Here is a 21,098-nt window from a genome sequence, read left to right as displayed (position 1 = left end):
CTATTTAATTTTTGTTTTAAATGAATATACTTGTACACTATCATTATTAAAAGTAGCCATCAAATATGGCTTTTTATTCAAATGAAGAATGTTTAAATGTCGGGCGGATTTGTTTAGAAAATCCAATCCAATTCGGTTGCCTAAAATAATATCATTTTCATTATTTATCAAGGCTCCAGGAAATGCGTTAAAGCGACCGTGATATGGCTTTACTCCAAAATAATTTCCGGCGATTAGCAATTCTTCTTTTTGATCATTATCAAAATCATATTTTACAAATGAAGTAATAGGAGCTAGTTGCAATTCTTGTTCAAAAGGAACAAAAACAAAACTCCCTTTTTCATTTTTTAAATAACCAGACTTCAGTTCGGTTACTTTAAAGGTTTTCGCATTTTTAAGCTGTTTAGAATCAATAATTTCCTCAACTGTACTTCCAGCGAATTTTTGGTAACTAGTAAACTTCTTTTTCAAGCTTACCATTTGAGATGCAAGGTCGTCTAATGTGGCTAGGGTGTAATATGATCCATCTTTTTCTACAGCAACGATCGTTTCGGTGCTTCCGTTGGCATCAAAATCACCGTAATACATTTTTAAAGGATGTTTTTCAGAAGCTTTGAATTTAGTATTTAGTCCAAAATTACCCAGCACATAATCTGTGTCCCCATCCTCATCAATATCAAAGGGAGAAATACATTGCCATAAACCGATGAGCTCATCGAGCATTTTCACTTCCGCTAATTCCCCATTTATGTTAGCGAAGAACTTGGGTTGCATCCATTCTCCTACAAGAATAAGATCTTTAGATCCATCATTATTAAAATCATCCCAGATAGCATCCGTGATCATACCGGCATTTTGGAGCTCGGTATTTTCTATAATCTCAAAATTACCATTGTTGTTTTTTAGTAAATAAGAATTTGGAATTTTACCATAATCTGTAGTCACCATTTGATTACCAATGAATAAATCATCATCTCCATCATTGTCAAAATCGGCAGCTGAAATAACAGAAGCATTTTCGAACATTTCAGGTAAATCTGAGCGTTTGAAAGACCCGCTGTTTTTTCTGAAATAAGAATCAAGTAGTGGTTTGGCTTCTCCGAAGAAATCACCACCACCAGTACCAATAACAAGATCGTTTTTACCATCGCCATCAAAATCTTTAATGATTGCTGCTACCTCTTCGTTAATCGAATCTTTAAGAATTTGTGGAATCTTAGTTTTGGTATAAACTGAATCTCTTTCAGCAAAAACGGTTGCACTATTAAATTTAGAGCCGCCAAAGAAAATATCATCTTTACCATCATCATTGATATCTCCAATAGCCAAAGCAGGACCGCGATCCGAAAATTGAAATGGAATTAATTTCTGTCTATTAAAATCGGTATAGTTATCTTCCTTATGCTTAAAATTGATGCCCAAATTACCAGTGACCTTATTAAAAATAGTCTTATTGATATTTTTTGGCGACACTGGTTGTGTATTAGCAAGTTCTATTTTTAAAGACTGATTCGTTTCCACATTATGCATTAACTGAAACGTGCGATCTGGCCAAACAACTTTAATAGAGTCAACTATGGTTGTATTTCCATATCCAAAATGGATAATAGGCTCTGAGCTAGCTTGAAATCCCCTTACAGGATATAACTCCTTATATTGTAGAACACCTTTATGATATGAATAAATCTTGGTGCCAATACCAAACCAGTTTTCACTTTTATAGTTAAACGATAGTTTTAGATAATTGGCTTTTTCATTAGTATTATTGATGTAAATTGTTGGAGCAGCATCGATATTGTTAGTAATGATGTCTAAGTCACCATCGTTATCTAAATCGCCATAAGCTGTGGCACCAGATACTAAGGTGTCATTTGTTATCCATTTTTGTGATTCATCTTTAAAACGAAGATCAGGGGTTCCAGAGAACACATAATTGGAAACGGCTCCTGAAGGAATCATATTAATCGCTTGATCGTCTACTAATTTAGTATTATTGATTTTCTGTTGAATTTGATCATTCGAAACGAAATTGATAAAATCGAGATCGTTTGGGCGTTTGGGAATCCCGTTGGAAATAAACAGATCTTGTTCTCCGTCTTGATTGTAATCACCAAAAAGCGCACTCCAACTCCAGTCGGTTGCAGCTATGCCGCTCAACAACGCAGTTTCTATAAAATTGCCATCAGGTTGGTTTATTTGAAGCATGTTTCTGGTAAACTGATAATGGTAACCATATCGCTCAATACGCAATTTTTGCGTTTGTATGTTGTCATCACCTTCTGTAGATTTCAGTGCTTTTTCATCTTCTGGTAGCATATCTAATGAGATAATGTCGGGCAACCCATCATGATTTATATCGGCGACATCGCTACCCATAGAGAATCGGGTAATATGACCAAAATGATCTTTGACACTTTCTTTAAAGGTGCCGTCACCATTGTTCAAATAATAATAATCATCTTCATGAAAATCATTGCCGACATAAATATCTGGAAAACCGTCATCATTGAAGTCCGATATTGCTACCCCCAATCCATAACCGTTAATTCCACCATAAATTCCAGCTTTTTCGCTTACATCTATGAATTTACCGTTGTCGTTTTGTAAAAGTTTGTCTCCGGTTTCATAAGATCTTTTGAATCTTAAATTGGCCTTACCATATGATTCCTGAGTATGAATGGCGTGGTTTAGAAGGTAAATATCTAAATCTCCGTCAAGATCGTAGTCTAGAAATGCTGCAGATGAGCTATAAGAATCAAAATCAAGCCCATATTTTGCTGCACTTTCGGTGAAAGTCGCATCACCATTATTTATGTATAATTCGTTATAGCCATCGAATCCGTTAACGCCTACAACAGCGCAAACATAAATATCTAGAAGTCCATCTCCATTGACATCACCCATAATAGCCCCTGTATTCCAGGTGCTATTTCCTTCAATTCCTGCCTTTTCAGAAATGTTTTCAAAAGATAGATTTCCCTTGTTGAGATATAGTTGATTTTTAACTTGATTCCCAGAGAAGAAAATGTCTGGAAGACTATCGTTATTTATATCTCCGATGGCGACACCACCGCCATTGTAATAGTATAAATAATCAAGTATGTTCATTTCATCAGTGTCGGTCAATGTGTTGACGAACTGAATCCCTGTTTCTTTTGCGCTAGGATTTGAAAAAAGTCGATTACTTGAAGAATCACAGCCCACAAGAATTATCGAAAGAACAATGATGAGAACCAGTTTATTCATTGATGGCAAAAACCTTAGGTTTATCATTATTGATGGCGGCAACTAAAAATGTCTTACCTGACTTGTCCTTAAGCTGCTTTAAATGTTTCAGTTCATTTTTCACGAAGAAACCACTTGTGTTATAATCTTGCCACTTAAAGTTGAGCTTTCCATCACCTAATAATACATGACCGTAACTTGCATCTAACCTGGAGTATTGCGGTTTAAACTCAAAATCATTACCTCCCATTACTAGATCGAGATTTCCGTCCTTATTTACATCGATACAGCTTATGTCGCAAATACAGGAAAGCTGAACTCTTGGCGGTAGCTTCTTGAAAGTAAATTTGCCACCACCTTCGTTAATAGCAATAACAGATTCTCCAGTTTTTACTTCCTTCATGATCGACTTTTTAAACACTTCCTCTGGGAAAAGTTCGTCAATCGTTTTTTTCGCGTATTCCGATGCCTTTAGGTTTTGTTTTTTTAATGATACTATCTGTTCTGTCAATTCCTTTTTTTGATGAATTGGATAATCTTTACCATCTTTTTGCATGGTAACAATCTGCTCAACAGTACCATTGTTGTCAAAATCGTTTATCCACATTTTCATAGACTGCCCTTCTTTTGGAGCATAATGGAGATTCATACCTTGATTACCTAGAATCAAATCTTTATCCCCATCATTATCGAGATCTGCTGCTTCAACCGCTCCCCACCAGCCACTTAGACTGTCTAAATCACTGTTTAATTTGCTTAGACGCCGTCCGTTGTTTTTGTAAATCGTTGCAACTCCCCAGTCAGAAACTGTAATAAGATCTTTTTTTCCGTCCTCATCCATATCTTCCCAAATGGCATTAGTAACCATTCCAGCTGTTTTAAGGTCGTAAGCCAATCTTTGGGTAACATCAACAAAAGTACCATCGCCATTATTTTGAAGCAACAGATGATTCGGACTAACACCAAATGTCCCAACGGTGTTTCTTGATCCGATAAACAGATCTTGATCACCATCATTGTCAAAGTCATTAGTAGTGATTACGGAAATATTTTTAAAGGTTGATGGCATGGTAAATGGAGACTTACTAAAGTTGCCTTTTCCATCATTAAGATATATTCTTGCTCGATATGCTATTTCTTCGCCAAGTTGATTTCCACCGCTTCCGACAATCAAATCTTGATCACTGTCACCATCTACATCAACAAAGGTTGCAGCCGTATCTTCATATTCCTTGTCAATAGATTGAAAAACAGCTTGCTCTTTGATATTAAATTTCCCATTTCCTTGATGTAAATATAGCTGAGCAACTTGCCCCTTTGCACCACCAATAAACATATCCTCATGTCCATCACCATTTACATCGGCAGCCGCCATCGCAGGCCCTTCTTGTGATACTAGATTATATATAAGCCCCTCGTTATTAAAATCATTGTAATTGTTTTCTTTGTGTGCGATAAGTTTGCTAGATTCTACCTCTTTTAAAAACGGTTTTTTCTTTCTAGGAACTGGAATTTGATATGTATTTGTAGCTTCTTTGTTTTTTAAAGTTATTGTTTGATTTGGATTAACATCGGTTAATAGTTGAGTCATATCATTAGGCCAAATGACTCTTACCGAATCAATTTTGGCTGTTTCGCCTAGCCCAATGGTCATGTCATAATCCATAGAAGATTGAAAGCCCCGAAATGGCATTAATTCTTGGAAAACGATTTTGTCTTGGTAGTATAATTTGACAGTGGTACCAATGGCAAACTTATTTTGATCATCGCCTTCGAACTTTAATTTGATGTAATTGTGGTTTCTTAAACTATCAGTTTGATTCTCATATACAAATGCCGGCATGTTCACATTGTTCACAACGACATCTAAATCACCATCATTATCGAGATCACCGTAAGCAGCTCCATTAGACATACTCGCCAATTCAAATCCCCAATCTTTATTTGCATTTGAAAAAGTTATGTCACCATTATTGCGGTATGCATAATTAGGTTGTGGTCTAATAGGCATTTTATTAATGATAGAATCAATAGATTCCTTACGCCCGGTAAGTGCCATTTTTTGGATGATCTCATTGGCAAAAAAATCAACAAAATCGAGGTCCGTTAGATCGTGATTGATACCGTTTGTAATATATATATCACGAAGGCCATCATTATCCATATCAAATAGTAATCCAGCCCAGCTCCAATCGGTTGCATCAACGCCACTATAGTATGCTATTTCAGAAAACGACCCATTACCATTATTGAGCTGTAGCGTATTTTGAATATACTGCTGATAGAAGTCTTTACTTTGTTTTAATTTAAACACATTATAGCCTTCAAATTCCATTACCGATTTTACCCGCTGATCAGCTTCAGGAAGCATATCGGTGATAAAAATTTCCGCAAAACCGTCATTGTTAATATCGGCCATGTCAATTCCCATAGCTGATAGCGATAGGTGAGAGGTCCATTCTTTTATTTCTTCTCTAAACGTACCGTCTTGATTATTGATATAAAGGTAATCACGCTCATAAAAATCGTTAGACACGTATATATCTGGGTACAAATCTTGATTGATATCGGTTACAACAACACCTAAACCAAAACCAATAAGACTACCGTAAATTCCAGCTTCTTCACTTACATCTATAAATTTTCCGTTATCATTACGCAATAACATATCACCAACTCCTCTGAAAATAAATGGGACACCTTCCCAATCTTGAGCTCTTACACTTCGCTGTTCTGCATAGCCTAAGCTACTAACAGGAATGTTACTATTATTTAAAATGTAGGCGTCTAGGTCGCCGTCTTTGTCGTAGTCGAAGAATGAAGCATGTGTTGAAAAACCAGTTTTTGCCAAATTGTATTCATTTGCTTTTTCGGTAAAGGTTAGATCACCATTATTGATATATAAATCATTGTCATGGTTGTTTCCTTCTAAATTCCCTGCATTGCTGACGTAAATATCCAGTAAACCATCTTGATTAACGTCGACCATATTTACCCCTGTAGACCAAGGTTTATTGCCTTCGACACCCGCAGATTTGGAGATATCTTCAAATTTAAAATCACCTTTGTTTAGATATAATTTATTTGCGCCCATATTGGCGGTCATATAAATATCTACTAGTCCGTCATTATTGATGTCACCTATGGCAACACCACCGCCATTATAAAAGTTGCGGTATTTAAAAATATTGAAATTCTTTTGGTTGGCTACTTCATTGACAAAATCGACGCCTGTTTGAGAAGCAGGCAATAAATCAAATAGTGTGGTTGTGTCTGAAGTGCTATTTAGTTGTTTTTCATTCTTCTCGTCGCAAGAAAAACACCAAATAAAAATGGAAAAAAGTAAAATTAAACGCTTAATCATTATTAGTATTGGTAACTTTTTTTAAGAAAATTGGTTTGCCATTATTAATGGTGACCACAAAATGTTCTTCACCATTTACTACTATTTGTTGAATGTTTCTAGCAGGACCGTTTACGATAGGATTTTGGGGTATATTGGTGTTGAAATAGCCGTTTCTATCATTTTGTAAAAGTAGTCCATGCGATGCATCCATCCTACCCAATTGGGTGCTAATTTCTAGGTTATTGCCAACGAAAAATAGGTCATTATAGCCATCTTTATTAAAATCGGAAATCGCAACGTCATTAACCGTCGATAACTGAGCCAATTTGGGCAATATTTTTGGAGTAAAATTGCCATTCCCGTCATTTTCGTAGTAGGTCGATGATAATGTATAACAGTATTTTTTTTCTGCTTCTTTCAGTTTTTTTGAAGTAAATAAATCATCTAAAGAAGCTTTTGCAAATTTGTTATATGATAAAAATTCCTTGTTTAGTTGCGGTAATTGTTGAACCAATTCGTCCTTAGAAGCTAAAGTTGTTTCCTGTCCTTTGTAAAAATATGTTATCAAGGTTTCAGTTGATTCATTATTGTCAAAATCGTTGCGATACAAGGTTAGGGGATATTCTTGAGAAGCCTTGAGCTTGCTGTTTTCTCCGAAGTTACCAGCAACAATATCTAGGTCACCATCCTTATCAAAATCATGAACTTGAGCGCTATTCCATAGCCCATTTGTATTTTCAAGACTTTTATTGGACTGCAATTTTAGCTTCTTTCCGTCATTTAAAAATATAGATATTGGCATCCAATGACCGACAGCAATTAAATCTAGAAATCCGTTATTGTCGATATCTTTCCAAACCATATCTTTTACATTTCCCAACCATGAAAATTCCGGAGCAATAGTATTGGTGACGTCTTCAAAAACCCCATTCCCTTTATTTATAAAAAGATATTGTTTTGGGGTTTGTCCGAATTCACGCGGGACTAGATCGGAGCTAATGGCAATATCCATATCGCCATCTTTATCAAAATCTACTGCGACGGCCTTTGAGGCATTTATTTCTATATTTTGGAATTGAGTGATATCCTTTTCAAAAACACCTTTGTTATTTAAATAAATGCGAGGTTTTAATGCCTTTCCATTTATGAATTCGTTTCCACCACTTACTATTAATAGATCAACCCATTCATCACCATTTGCATCAAAAAATACTTGAGATGTATCTTCATTAATCGCGTCCTCTTGAAAAGTGCCTGATTGTATCTGCTCAAAAGTGCCATCATCTTTTTGAATAAACAGGGAAGAGGCTTGTGCCTTCGCTCCACCTACAAGAAGATCATCTTTTTTGTCATTATTGACGTCAGTAACTGTAATTGAAGGCCCTTCATTTGTACTCGCATATGGAATTAGCGGATTGTAATTAAATTCTAATGACGTTTGATCTTTATGCTTAAAGTCAATTAGGTCTTCTGTCTTCTTGAAAATAAAATTCGTAGAACTATCGATTTGTCTCAAATGATCATGAGCATTTTTTATATCTAAAATAATAGAGTGGTTTGGTTTTACATTGACCAATTTTTGTTGTTTTCCAGTTGACCAATTAACAATAAGTGAATCTACTTTGGTTGCGGTATTCAATCCAAAATGAAGTCGGGATGGAACCGCAGAGAGATAACCGCGACTACTATAATTTTCAGCAAATTGCATTTTACCCTCACTATAGATTTTGACTTTAGAACCTATTCCAAGAATATTTTCTTTTGGTCCTTTGAATTGAATGTTTATATAATTCTTTAAGGTGTCCGTTTTGTTTTCTAATAGGAATGGGTATTCGTTCACATTGTTTACCACAATATCAAGGTCCCCATCATTATCTAGATCGGCATAAACGCAGCCGTTGCTAAATGATTTTTCTGAATTTGTCCATTCTGATGTGATGTCTTTAAAAGTAAGATCTCCGTTATTTTTAAAGAAGAAATTTGAAGTTTTCTTTTCGGGTATTTTTTTTATTAGTTCTAAGTCGTCCTCTGACATTCCCTGATCAATTCCTTTTTGTATCTCATCATTGGAGATGAACCGAACAAAATCCATGTCATTCGTAGCACCTTTTATTCCATTGGCAATGAAGATATCTTTCAAACCGTCATTATCATAGTCTGCAACTAAGGCTCCCCAAGACCATTCCGAGGCCGAAATACCTGATAAATTACCAATTTCGCTAAATGTATTGTTTCCTAGGTTTAGTTGTAAGGTATTTTGCATGAATTGCGGCGCATATCCATTCTTGAGGTAATTAGTATAGGTTGGGTAAGGGAATTCTAACCCAGAGGCTTTGTAGGTTTCTAAATTTTCTGGTAGCATATCCAATGATACTACATCTACTAGACCATCATTATTTATATCTGCTATATCATTACCCATTGAGAAATGAGAAGTGTGGGCTATACTATTTTCGTCTTTGGAGATGATTTCTTCGAAAGTTCCGTCTTGATTATTGATATATAAGTAGTCGTTTTCATAAAAATCATTACCTACATAAATATCGGGATATCCGTCACTATTGATATCGCTTATCGCCAACCCAAGGCCATAGCCAACCTTTCCTTGAAAAATTCCAGCATTTGCAGAGACATCTACAAAAAGGCCATTATTATTTTGATACAAACGATCTCCAGAGCGAGCATCTAATTTTTCCCGTTGCGATCCTTTACCATATGCGCGATTTGGATGAACCGAGTGATTCATTAAAAATAGATCAAGGTCGCCATCAAGGTCATAGTCAAAAAAAGCTGCCTGCGTAGAAAGACCAGAAAAATCAAGTCCAAAACTGGCAGCATCTTCTTTAAAAGTAGGAATACCATTGTCGTCAATACCTTGATTGACATATAATAAATTTTGTCCAGATAATGATCGGTAGTTGCTTGCTTTACAGATATAAATGTCAACTAGTCCATCTTGATTTATATCGGTATAAGTAACTCCCGTCGACCAGCTGTTAAAATTTTTAATTTTGGCCGTTTTCGTTACATCAATAAATTTGAGGTTACCTTGATTGATGTACAGTTTATCTTCTCCTTCATTAGAAGTAAAAAAAAGATCAATAAAGGAGTCATTGTTAAAATCGGCTGCTGCTACTCCAGCACCATTATAGTAGTAAAGGTAGGTTAGGATGTTAAGCTCTGGAGTTGGATTCAAATCGTTCTTAAAGTCGATTTTTGAGTGTGAATAACTGACTTTTTGGAAAAGGGCGTTGCTACTTTTTTTACACGAAAAAAATAGAAAGGAAAAAGTAAATAATAGTCCTAAAATCCTTTTCATTAAAGATGACGATAAGGACGCAATATATATAAACTTGTTAGAAGAATAAAGCAAGTAAATGTTAAGGTATGCGCGGGGTTATTAACAAAAAAGCCGTTCAGAATTTGAACGGCTTTTTAGTCTTATAAAATTCCTTAATTAGTAACCAGGATTCTGTACCAAATTAGGATTAGCTAATATTTGTGGTAATGGAATTGGGAATAACAAGCGAGTTGTGTTTCCTGCTTGTCCGTCACCTTTTAATTCCCAGTCTCTTAAGTACTGACCAAAACGAATCATATCGTTACGTCTCCAGTGCTCAGTGAATAATTCACGACCTCTTTCATCAAGTAGCTCTTGTTCGCCTACTGACGCAAGTGGAGATGCCTGACGTAAAACACGTAATTCATTTACCATTGCAGTTGGATCACCACCACTACGCATCATAGCTTCAGCTTTCATTAAATGAGCATCTGAATATCTAAAGATCATAGAGTGGCTAGTAAAAGCTCCAAATCTTGGGTTATACTTAATAACACGAATACCAGTAGTTTCATCATTATTAATCAAACTAGATTGGCCTTCACCATTAACAAAGTCTCTTTTGAAAGTTAATGGAGCACCTTGTCTATCTTGTAGAGGAGTACCATCAAGTGCATATTGCTGACCGATTAAGAATCCATTACCAACATTTGAGCCGTCTTCGAATCCGCCATTATCTGTCGTACCAGCACGGTCTGTGAATGGTAGTCCTTCAGAAGGTACACCGCCGCGACGCTCTTCTTGACCATCCAACGGAGTTTCATCCAATTCAACACGGTTGCTATTAGCATCACCTTCAAACATATCATAATATTCAGCAAGCGTACTAAAGCCATTCCAGCCTCCACCAGAAATTTCAGTAGAGTTGTAATGTAATACATTGAAAATACGATTACCTACTGCACTGTCACCCCATAGAATGGTTTCTGAGTCAGCCGTATCTCTAAAGATATCGAAATAACCAGCCTGTAATGCAAACCCATCTGCAGCAATAGCATCAACTAAAGAAATCACTTCAGCCATATCAGATGAATCAGGAGTACCGCCTCCGCCTGTAAGTTGATTAACATAAATGTGCTTATTCAACAAAACCTTGGCTTTCAGAAATCTTGCGGCGGCTTTGCTCGCTGTTTTCAAATCATCACCAGCATTAGCTCCAGTTGATGGTAAACCGGCAATTGCCGCATCAATATCTGCGATGATGAAGTCAACTGCAGCTTGTCCACTTAACACTTCTGGTACAGAAGATGAAGAGAGTGTAACGTCTCTAAATGGAACTTGACCAAAAAAGTCTAGCGCTTGCCACATAGAGAAGGCTCTTAAGAAGCTCGCTTCAGCAGCAATAGTTCCAGTAGCATTACTTCTCGGATCTAAAATTTGAGAAGCTGTTAGCTGGTTCGCATTCCATTGATTAAATGGAGTGATGATATCAACCTCCTCTAAACCCCATTCATGTTGGTGTAGTTTTCTCCAACGTCCGTTATCACCCCAGTCTGGTCCGCGAGTTGGAATTAACTGTGCGTCAGTTGTAACCTCATTCAGAGCGTACGTATTCGCCTGATCGGCTCGCTGACCAGCAACATTTTGATAAAGCTGGTCTAATGAAGATTGTGGACTTTCTAAGCCCTGAAAACCTTCACTAATAAAAGAATCAGTTTCCTCGATCTCAAGATCTGTACAGGAACTGAGGGCGCCTATTGCTAGAGCAGTAACGCCACAAAATTTTAATATACTTTTTCTCATAATAAACAATTTTTTCAATTAGAATGTAGCATTAATGCCAAACGTTATTGTTCTTGGATTCGGGAATGCAGACCAGTCAATACCTCTTACCGGAATTCCTGAGCCTAAAGTTCCTGTACCTACAGTCACCTCTGGATCGATACCACTATAATCTGTAATCAAAAATAAGTTTTGACCAGTAAGAGATAATTTCACACTTTTGAAAACACCATCTCCTGTTAGAGGCACGTTATAACCAATGGTTGCGTTCTGAAGACGAATAAAATCACCTTTCTCTAAGAATCGCGTTGACACAGCAGTTGAAGCACCTTGGTTTTCTCCACTAGTTACAACATTTTGGGTAACGTTACGTGCGGTTCCAATTTGTCCAGCGTTAAAGAATGAATTTGCTGTATTATTATAAACAGAGAATCCAAACTGACCGGCAAAATAAGTACTAAAACTCCAGTTTTTATGCGATACATTTAATGATAGACCAGTATTAACATCTGGTAATGCATCTTCTCCGACAAAGGTCTTGTCAGCATCAGGATCGCCTACACCATTTCCGTCGATGTCAGCATATATTGGGTTTCCACTGCTGTCAAAGCCTTCAAAGATTGCCATATAATATGAAAATAATGAATTTCCAGCTTCAAAACGTTGAGCAAAAGCACCTGATAAACCAGGCCCGTTAATTGCCCCTGTGTTAATTGCTCCATCAAAATCTTGGATTTCATTATCATTAAAAGATATATTGAAGTTCGCAGAGAATGTTGTGTCCTCTGTTTGAACGAAATCATATCCCAAAGATAGTTCGATACCTTGATTGATGATTTTAGCGTCAACATTACCAAATTGGAATGGGTTAACTGCTGGAGCAGCTGGAGGTGTTTGCAATAACAAGTCATTTGTTTCGCTGCGATAAACATCAAAGCTACCAGTAAAACGATCAGAGTTAAAACCGAAATCGAGACCTAAGTTATAATTTAAAGTAGACTCCCACTTTAAGTCAGGAACATCTGTAGCTACAATTACAGTACCATTTCCATTCACAGTAAGGTCATTGTTTGTTCCTCTTCCAGAAAAACGCTGGCGTGCAACAAAATTACCAAAACCTAAACCATCTTGGTTACCTGTAATACCAGCACTTAGACGTAATTTTAAAGTAGAAACATTTTCTCCTACAAAATCTTCTTCACTCATTTTCCATGCAAATGCACCAGATGGGAAGAAACCATATTGATTTTCCGGACCGAATCTAGAAGATCCATCCGCACGCACTGTTGCTGTAAATAAATACTTATCGTTTATGCCATAATTAGCTCTTGCAAAGAACGATTGTAATTCATCGGTATTGTCAAAATTATCTGCAGAAATCGCTTGAACTTCTCTTGAGAATTGAAAAGGAATTTCTTCACCAGAAACTACAGTAGGAAACAATCTATTTACTATTAGACCATTGCTATTAGTTCCATAATAGAATTGTTGGAATGAGCCTCCAATTGTTGCTTGTGCAGCATTAACTACACTTCTTAGTTCTGCTCCCATTGCATTTAAGTCAACAGTTCCAAACCCTCTTCCTTGAGCATTTCTTCCAAAAGTTCTAAAATCCTGGAAAGCATAACCTGCTACAACATCTAAGTTAGAATTTTCAAACTCCTTAGCATAGTTTACAGTCAATTCTAATGTCTTATTTTCTCTCTCTAAAGTATTGTATGAACCAAAACCGTTACCTTCTATACCATTAAAGTTTTGAAGGTTTGCAGATAAGACAGAAGTATTTTCACTATCTGATTGGTCCCATCCAAGATTTACTTTTGCAGAAAGCTCTGGAGTGAATTGGTACTCTAAAGATCCATTCAATAGCAATCTGTTAGTATTTGTACGGTTTTGAGTTTCAGCTAAGTAGTTTGCTGGTTGTACTTGACCGCCACCATCATCAAAGTCGGCAAATGCCGGCCATGTTGGGTTTGCGGAATATGCTGCACCTAAAATATCTCCTCTAAATCCTGCGCTAGCGTCCAATGGAGGTTGCTCTCTATTTACTCTGGAAAGTGAAGCTTGTAAACCTAACTTTAACTTATCATCAAGAAAACGCTGGTTAAAGTTTACCCTTCCTGTTATTCTTTCGAAATCTGATTTTTCTACAACACCAAACTGCTTGCCATAACCAAAAGTTGCTCTAACATTTCCAGAACCGTAGTTGTGTGAATAAGCTAAATTTTGATTTGTAGAAGTTGTATTTCTAAGTACAACTTGCTGCCAGTCGGTATCCCCGCCAAAGTCGTTTGCTGCTGCGTTACCACCAAACTGAACAACTGCATCTAAATAATCTTCACGATTTAATAAATCAAATTCTCTTAATGGAGCTGAGAAACTTAAATTCGAAGAAAATTCAAAAACGCCTCCAGCACCGGCCTTACCACTTTTTGTGGTAATAATAACAACACCATTAGCTCCACGTGATCCATAGATTGCTGTTGCAGAAGCATCTTTAAGGATACTTATAGCCTCGATATCGTTAGGATTTAAGAAGTTTAGTGGATTACCCACTGCACTACCACCATCACCTGCAGTACCTTGTGCGTCGGTATTCTGTCCAAATAATGGAACCCCATCTACCACAAATAACGGATTATTATTTGCTCTTACAGAATTAGCCCCACGAATGTTAATTTGAATACCCGCTCCTGGTTCACCACTCGTTTGTTGAATGTTTACACCAGCAGTTTTACCTTGTATTAATTGCTCAGGTGAAGCGATTACACCACTATTAAAATCTTCAGAGGTGACAGCCGCAACAGAACCTGTGGCATCTTTTACTGTAGTTTGACCATAACCAATAATAACTACTTCGTCTAAGGCTTGTGCATCCTCCACAAGTGTTACATTAATTGTAGTCTTTCCGTTTACTGCGATCTCTTGTGTCGCAAATCCAACATAACTAAAAACTAAAACAGCGTCAGAACCGACGTTATTTAAGGTATAGTTACCATCGAAGTCAGTTTGGGTACCATTGGTGGTTCCTTTGACAACTACGCTTGCCCCAGGCAATGGGCCCGAAGCATCCGATACAGTACCGGACACCGTTTGTGCATTTGCAAAGCCGAAGCCTAACAATACGGCACAAAGTAATAAGCCTTTAAATAGACTATTCTTCATAAATTATAGAGTTTTAAGGTTTGAATTAATAGTTTAAAATCAATTTAAGTATCGTTAAAAATATGTAAAATAAAAGTTAACAAGGAAAAGATAATACCATAAAAGTATAAAAAAATACCGAAAACGTTTTCGCTTCCAAGCCCTTATTTTATTTAGCTATCCGTTAAATTTCGGTAATAATTTTTGTTAATATCTATTTTTATTGTGATAAAAAATTGATTGTTGATAATGTTGTAAACATATAAACGGAAAATATACCAAGTATTTTCACATCAAATTTTTAACACAATTCTGATTCTACTTCTTATTTCTTTACAATTTTAAATACCTTACTATCCAGATTTTTAGAGGCTATTTGCAAGAGGTAATTTCCGTTTGAAATATCACTAATATCAACTTCCAAGTTTTGATTGGCTGCGTGTTTTTTTGTTTGAATGAGTGTTCCTGTTAAAGAATAAATGTTTACCGTTACTATATGAGTAGTATTATCATCAAAGTTTAGAAATAGTTTTCCAGTAGTTACTGGGTTCGGATATAGCAAAACCTCTTCACTAAGTGTAATCGTTTTTTCAAAAACTCCTTGACAATCTTTATCTGTTTTTACTACTAAATGGTTGACTTGGTTATTCAATTCCAAGGTCAGGGTACTCTCTTCGGTATAAAAAACTGTATTGTTCAAAATAACTTGGTAGCTTCTGGAACCATTCAATTGTAATGTTATTTTCTTGGCTTCTTTGTCAATTTTACTACTAACATTTAAAAGGTCAGGTTCAGTGATAGTTGCAGTAAAGCATTGTTCGTAATCTGGTTGCGAATCGATTTTGATGCAAATAGTGTAGCTTCCTGCCATTAATTCATCAAATGAAACAGAATCAGTAAAACTTTTAATACTAGATTCATCATTATTAATGGTAGCACTATAGCTGAGTAAAGTGTTTTGGGCTGAAATAGTAATTTTTCCGTTATCGCTTGCACTACAAGTTTCGCTTTCTGTTTTGATAGAAAAATTATTCGGTGGTAAACTAAAAACTGCACATCCAGTAACATCAACAGTAGTCCCTTCTTCAGTATCGGGACAAAGATCTTCTCCATTTTGGACACCATCACCATCATCGTCTAGAGGGAAAAGTAAAGAGGGTTGATTACCAAAAATCTTGAATTCTCCAGGAAGTAAGGTGATAACTTGTTGGGTGTCGCTGATAGTTGTTTTTTTATTGAATTTCAAAAACTCATACCAATAACCCGGTTCTTGAAAATCAGGATTAATTTCTTGAGAAGTGATGCCAAAGTTCCCTATTATCGTAACATATTGAATTTCGCTTCCAGTTGCAGCTGGATTATTGAGGTGTATAGTTTTTAATCCGTTTGATCTACTAAAGTCAATCTCAAAATCAGTTGTTTCGAATATGGCTTCTTCTTTTTTTAGTTGAATAAGATCGGTCCATGTATCATAAATAGCTTTTCTGTTAGGATCATCATTGTATTGCCAAAGAATGGGTTTGTTACCTGTTCTGCCATTTTCATCTATAGATATATCATAACCCAATTCTCCAAATTGCCAGATCATTTTCGGCCCGGGAATGGTAAAAAAGAATGCTCCAGCTGTCTTCATCCTTGCAAGTGCAGTATTGAGTTCTTTTACATTATATGAACTGTTACTATTTCCAAATTCTAAGTTTTTGAACATCAAACGTTCCTCATCATGACTTTCCATATATGAAATGGTAGATGGCTGTTTAAATCCTTTTTGTTGATATGAAGCGCCAGAGAAATTTGATTTTCCATTTTCGTGAAAACCTAAAGTCGCTTCATTATAAGGGTCAGTCTGTTTGTTCCATAACATGATGCCTTTGCCTTCATCTATGCGATAGTCGGCCCATTGTTCTTCTTCTTGAAGTTCACCTAAATGCTCGAAAATGACATAAAAATCGTCATCAGATGCCCATTGATTATCGGCATACCCTTTTAGAACATCTATGCGGTCTTGTTGTAAACTATTCGTACAATTTTCATCAGAAGCGCTACAGTTTTGGGTAAATCCTTTGGTTAAATCCCAACGCATTCCATCTATTTTAAACTCATTAATCCAATAGCTTACTGTTTGGTTTACATAATCTTGTGTTGCCGAACTTTGGTGGTTGAAATCGTTGAATACATTAAAAGAATGCCGTGGAGTGGGGTTGAAAAAAGGATTTTGAGCAGTTGCTTGGCCACCTGTGCCGCCATTATCCGTATTCCACATACGATAATAAGGATGCTGCCCACTCGCATGGTTATAAACTACATCGATTATTACGGCAATACCTCGAGCGTGGCATTCGTCAATAAATGATTTAAATGCATTTTTGTTTCCATAGTATTTATCAAGTGCCATTTGAAAAGCTACGTTATAGCCCCAACTTTCATTGCCATCAAATTCATTTACTGGCATCAATTCGATTGCATTAATTCCTAGATCTTCTAAATAATCTAGTCGTGCTTTTACGGCATCAAAACTATGTAATTCATCAAAATCACGAATTAGTAATTCATAAATTACAAGATCTTCTTTCTTAGGTTTTACAAATCCAGTACTTTGCCAAATGTAATCTGGTTCTCCTGTGCGTAAAACTGTTATAGCCTGCGATTGTCCCGTTGGATAAGTTGGGAGGTTAGGATAGGTTGTAGTATCAATAAAATTATCATTTCCAAATCCATCAAGTATAGTTGTTGAATAGGGGTCTGGAATATTAATGTCAAATTCAACTAGATACTGATACAAATGATCAAATTGGGGAGTGAGTCCTGTAAGTTCTAGCCAAAATCTATCAGTGGCTGGATCTTTTTTCATTAGGTAGGTATCGTTCGTTTCCCAATTGTTGAAGTCACCAATTATATGTACAAATTCTTTTTCAGGTGCAAAAAGAACGAGAGTAGCCTTTGTAGCGTCTGTATTATCAAAATTAATTCCATCAACCAATCCTACAGGCAAGGATTCCTCAATTACTGTGGGTTTAATTACTACTTTGAAACTAGCAATTTTAGTATCTGATCCGCTAGTAGCAATTAATTCAAAATCGGTATTAGAAGTAAGGTTGGTTGCGGTAAATGAATAGTTAGTTGATGAACCTGAGGTGCTATTAATTGTTGTTCCGTTCGCTTTTAATTCAAAGGTTGCTTGGATTGATGAAGTAGCTTCAATTAATAGATTGTCTCCACTATTTAATACAGTAGTTTCTTGTGATGGAGTGGTGAGGGTAATTTGAAAGTTGCCGACTTGAACTATATTATCTTGGGTTTTTTTATCGCCAGTACCGTCTTTGGCCTTCACAAGCATACCTATTCTGTCAATACCTGTTGTGTTGTAAAATGATGTTGGGATTAGGGAATATGAAAAAGTGCCATCACCATTATTGGTCATTTTTTGCGATTCATCACTGTTGGTCCATTCCCCATTGGTAGGCGAATTAATAGCACTAGTTGCGGCGGGGCTATCAAAATACCATGCCCAAAGGTATACATCAGTTACGCCCCATTGCGATACATCAATTCCCGATACTGTAATAGTGATTTCCTCATCTTCATTAAAGGCATTGGGTACTATTGCAAAGGTCGCTTCTTGCTCTTGTGCAATACCAAGAAATGGAAAGATGGATACAAATAATTGAAATAACTTTTTCATGGCGTTTGTTTTAAATGCAAAAAGGGCTGCATGAAAATACAGCCCATTTTACTAAAAAATGAAAATTAGTTGTCTAGTGGTACTAGTACGTAACTTCCGTCAAGGTCGTTAAACCATATATCATAGGTTCCAGCAATTACAGGAATTCCAGGCCCATCAAATGAGCCCAGTCCGAATAATTCGGTAGCAGAACCCCAGTTAGTATCCCAGGAGTCGTTTGCTCTAAATTTTAATTCTCCATCTAATAGGGTAATATTATTTGCATACCATATGTGAGAATCAAAAGGCGATTGAGTCATATCTGTATCAGGTTCTGCCCAGCCATCATTATTACCAGTTCTAGATGATCCGATCATTCCAATTGTGTTATAATCGGTTGCTCCAGATGCGTCATAATTTTCAATAGAGAATGTTCCAGAAGTTCCGGCAATGTCAACTGAGAAAGTATAATAACCTGCAGCGGGTGCGTTAAAAACGCCAGGATCAGACCCTGTGCCGTCGTTTACAGCTAAAGTGCTACCGTCATTAGTTCCCCATTGTGGTTGCCATTGTCCTTTTATCTCTAGTAACTTAAAGGCATCACCATTAAAGTAAGCAGTGTAATAATATTTACTTCCATCATTCGGATCGCGGAAAAGTGGAGGGTTGTTATTGTTGTTATCCCATCCTGGAGCAGTTGCAGCTCCTACAAAAAATAAATAAGGGAAATCGAGACTATAGGGCGTTAACGAGAATGTAACTGTTTCTGAAAGTCGCTCTAAGGTTCCAGATTCGGTCACTTCTTTGGCAAAGATCTTCATATCGACAGATCCTTTAACGCCTGCTTCAAGACCAACACCTATAGCAGCTGCATTTAAAACTCCATGCGGAATTTCAGCTGTTGTGCCTGCCACGTCAGAAGCAACGATAACAGGATTGGTAAAATCAGTTCCGCTTTGTGCTAATTGAATATCATACACCACACCATCGCCATCTACATTGTCGTCCCAACTTACTGTTAATGCGGTATCATCTATGGTCGCATCAGAAAGCACAATATCTGTTGTGCTAGACGGACTTGTGATTACTGCTGGGTCAACTGCATAAGCTATCACATCAAATCGGATAGTATTACTTGTTAAGCTGCCAGCTTTTAATCTGATGTAAGCCACAAAATCAGTATTTGCTGTTGCACCAAGGTCTAATAAAACAGTATTAAATTCAGCAACAGTTCTTGAAAATGTTTTCTTATCTGTGCTTCCAAGTTGTATTGGTGAAGTGAAATCAAAATCAGAAGCGATTTCAACATCATAACTACTTGCACCTGAAACTTCATCTTCCCAGGTAATGGTAAATGCTGGATTTTCGGGTAGGGCAAAATTAAGATTGATATTGGTTATGCTCGGCTGATCAATTTGAAATACTGCTTCAGGAGCAGTCACTTCGATACTTTCGTCTTCATTACAAGAAGCTGCAACAAAAACGAGCGCTATTAAAAAACTAAATTTTAAAATTAGTGATTTCATTGTGTTTTGAATTAAGATCACAATTATGATTGCGATAAGTTAATAGGAATCATTATGTAGCGCCCAGTAAGGTCATTAAACCACACATCATACTCATCTTCAACTAGTACAGGAACGTTAGCTCCTCCTTCGGTAGCCTGACCGGAATATGCAGTATCCGCTCCCCAAGTAGTTGAGCCATTTGCCATGAATTGAATTTCACCTCTAGTAAGACGAACTCCATTAAGCTGCCAAATGTGTGGGTCAAAAGAAGATTGAACCATGGCAGTTTCAGAGGCATTTCCAGGAGAGCCAGAACCTACAATTCCAACACTTGATAATGCAGCAGCAGAACCGTCAAATGGTGTTACTGTGAATTTATTAGTATTAAAATTTGCAACAAATTCGTAGAATCCAGCTCCATCTGTAAGATTGAATACGCCAGGATCAGAACCGTCATTTGGCGCTAGATTAACTCCGTCATTAGTTCCCCATTGTGGTTGCCATTGTCCTTTAAATTCTAACATTTTAAAAGCACCATCTGCATAAAAACCAGTGTAGTAATAAACGTTGGTATCACTAGGATCTCTAAATAATGGTGGATTGTTATTATCATTATTCCAATCAGGTGCGGTCGCATTTCCTACTAAAAAGTAATCTTTAACTGGATAATTGTAAAATGGTAACACCTCCAATTCAATGGTATTTGAGGTAGCTGCTACACCGTTTTGATTTCCTAAAGAAGCAATTACTCTGGTGTAAGCGTTATTCCATTCAAAAGGAGTAAGTCCCGCCATATCTGACGCAGAGTTTAGTTCTCCCACGGAAAGGGTAAGCGATGTTACACTAGTTGTAATTCCTGCTACAACCGGATTCGTAAATGCCTCATCTGATGCGATTTCTACAGTGTAGTTGATAGCTGTTTGCACACCATAATCTGCTTCCTCCCACGTAAATGTAATGGCAGGGTTTCCTGTGTTAGATGCATCAAGCTCGATTCTGCTAATATCCAAAGTTGCTAGTAATGCGCTTTCAGATTGGCTAATTTGCAAGGTATCTTCCTCCTCGTTGCAAGCCGTATTAAAAAGAGCTAGTACAAATGCTGATAGAAATAGCATTGCACCTTTATATATGTTCTTTTTCATTATTAAAAAG

General features: G+C 36.7%; 8 protein-coding genes. All 8 read right to left on the bottom strand.

Features of this window, described 5'->3' with window-relative positions; genetic code table 11:
* A complete protein-coding gene (locus GWK10_RS06870; RefSeq protein ID WP_164030698.1) occupies positions 1–3,246 on the bottom strand; it encodes a CRTAC1 family protein in 3,246 nt (1,081 codons plus the stop codon).
* The gene (locus tag GWK10_RS06865; RefSeq protein WP_164030695.1) at positions 3,239–6,589 is read right to left on the bottom strand and encodes a VCBS repeat-containing protein; all 3,351 of its coding nucleotides are present in this window, start codon (positions 6,587–6,589) and stop codon (positions 3,239–3,241) included. The genes GWK10_RS06870 and GWK10_RS06865 overlap by 8 nt, the downstream gene beginning before the upstream one ends.
* Complete coding sequence (locus tag GWK10_RS06860) at positions 6,582–9,890, bottom strand: VCBS repeat-containing protein (protein ID WP_164030692.1); 3,309 nt, start codon at positions 9,888–9,890, stop codon at positions 6,582–6,584. The genes GWK10_RS06865 and GWK10_RS06860 overlap by 8 nt, the downstream gene beginning before the upstream one ends.
* 138 nt (positions 9,891–10,028) lie before the next feature.
* Positions 10,029–11,654 (bottom strand): RagB/SusD family nutrient uptake outer membrane protein, encoded by a 1,626-nt coding sequence (locus GWK10_RS06855; protein WP_164030686.1) that lies wholly within the window; start codon positions 11,652–11,654, stop codon positions 10,029–10,031.
* An 18-nt stretch (positions 11,655–11,672) separates the two neighbouring features.
* Positions 11,673–14,798: a SusC/RagA family TonB-linked outer membrane protein gene (locus GWK10_RS06850; protein ID WP_164030682.1), complete on the bottom strand. Its 3,126-nt coding sequence runs from the start codon at positions 14,796–14,798 to the stop codon at positions 11,673–11,675.
* A 304-nt stretch (positions 14,799–15,102) separates the two neighbouring features.
* A complete protein-coding gene (locus GWK10_RS06845; RefSeq protein ID WP_164030679.1) occupies positions 15,103–18,459 on the bottom strand; it encodes an alpha-amylase family glycosyl hydrolase in 3,357 nt (1,118 codons plus the stop codon).
* Positions 18,460–18,524: 65 nt separating this feature from the next.
* The gene (locus GWK10_RS06840) at positions 18,525–19,964 is read right to left on the bottom strand and encodes a SusE domain-containing protein (RefSeq protein WP_164030674.1); all 1,440 of its coding nucleotides are present in this window, start codon (positions 19,962–19,964) and stop codon (positions 18,525–18,527) included.
* A 23-nt stretch (positions 19,965–19,987) separates the two neighbouring features.
* Complete coding sequence (locus GWK10_RS06835) at positions 19,988–21,088, bottom strand: SusE domain-containing protein (protein ID WP_164030670.1); 1,101 nt, start codon at positions 21,086–21,088, stop codon at positions 19,988–19,990.
* Positions 21,089–21,098: the final 10 nt, after the last annotated feature.

The organism is Spongiivirga citrea (assembly GCF_010671565.1).
GTDB classification, from domain to species: Bacteria; Bacteroidota; Bacteroidia; order Flavobacteriales; family Flavobacteriaceae; genus Spongiivirga; species Spongiivirga citrea.
Note: the sequence above shows the minus strand (reverse complement) of the source record. Positions and strands in the feature narration are given on the sequence as shown.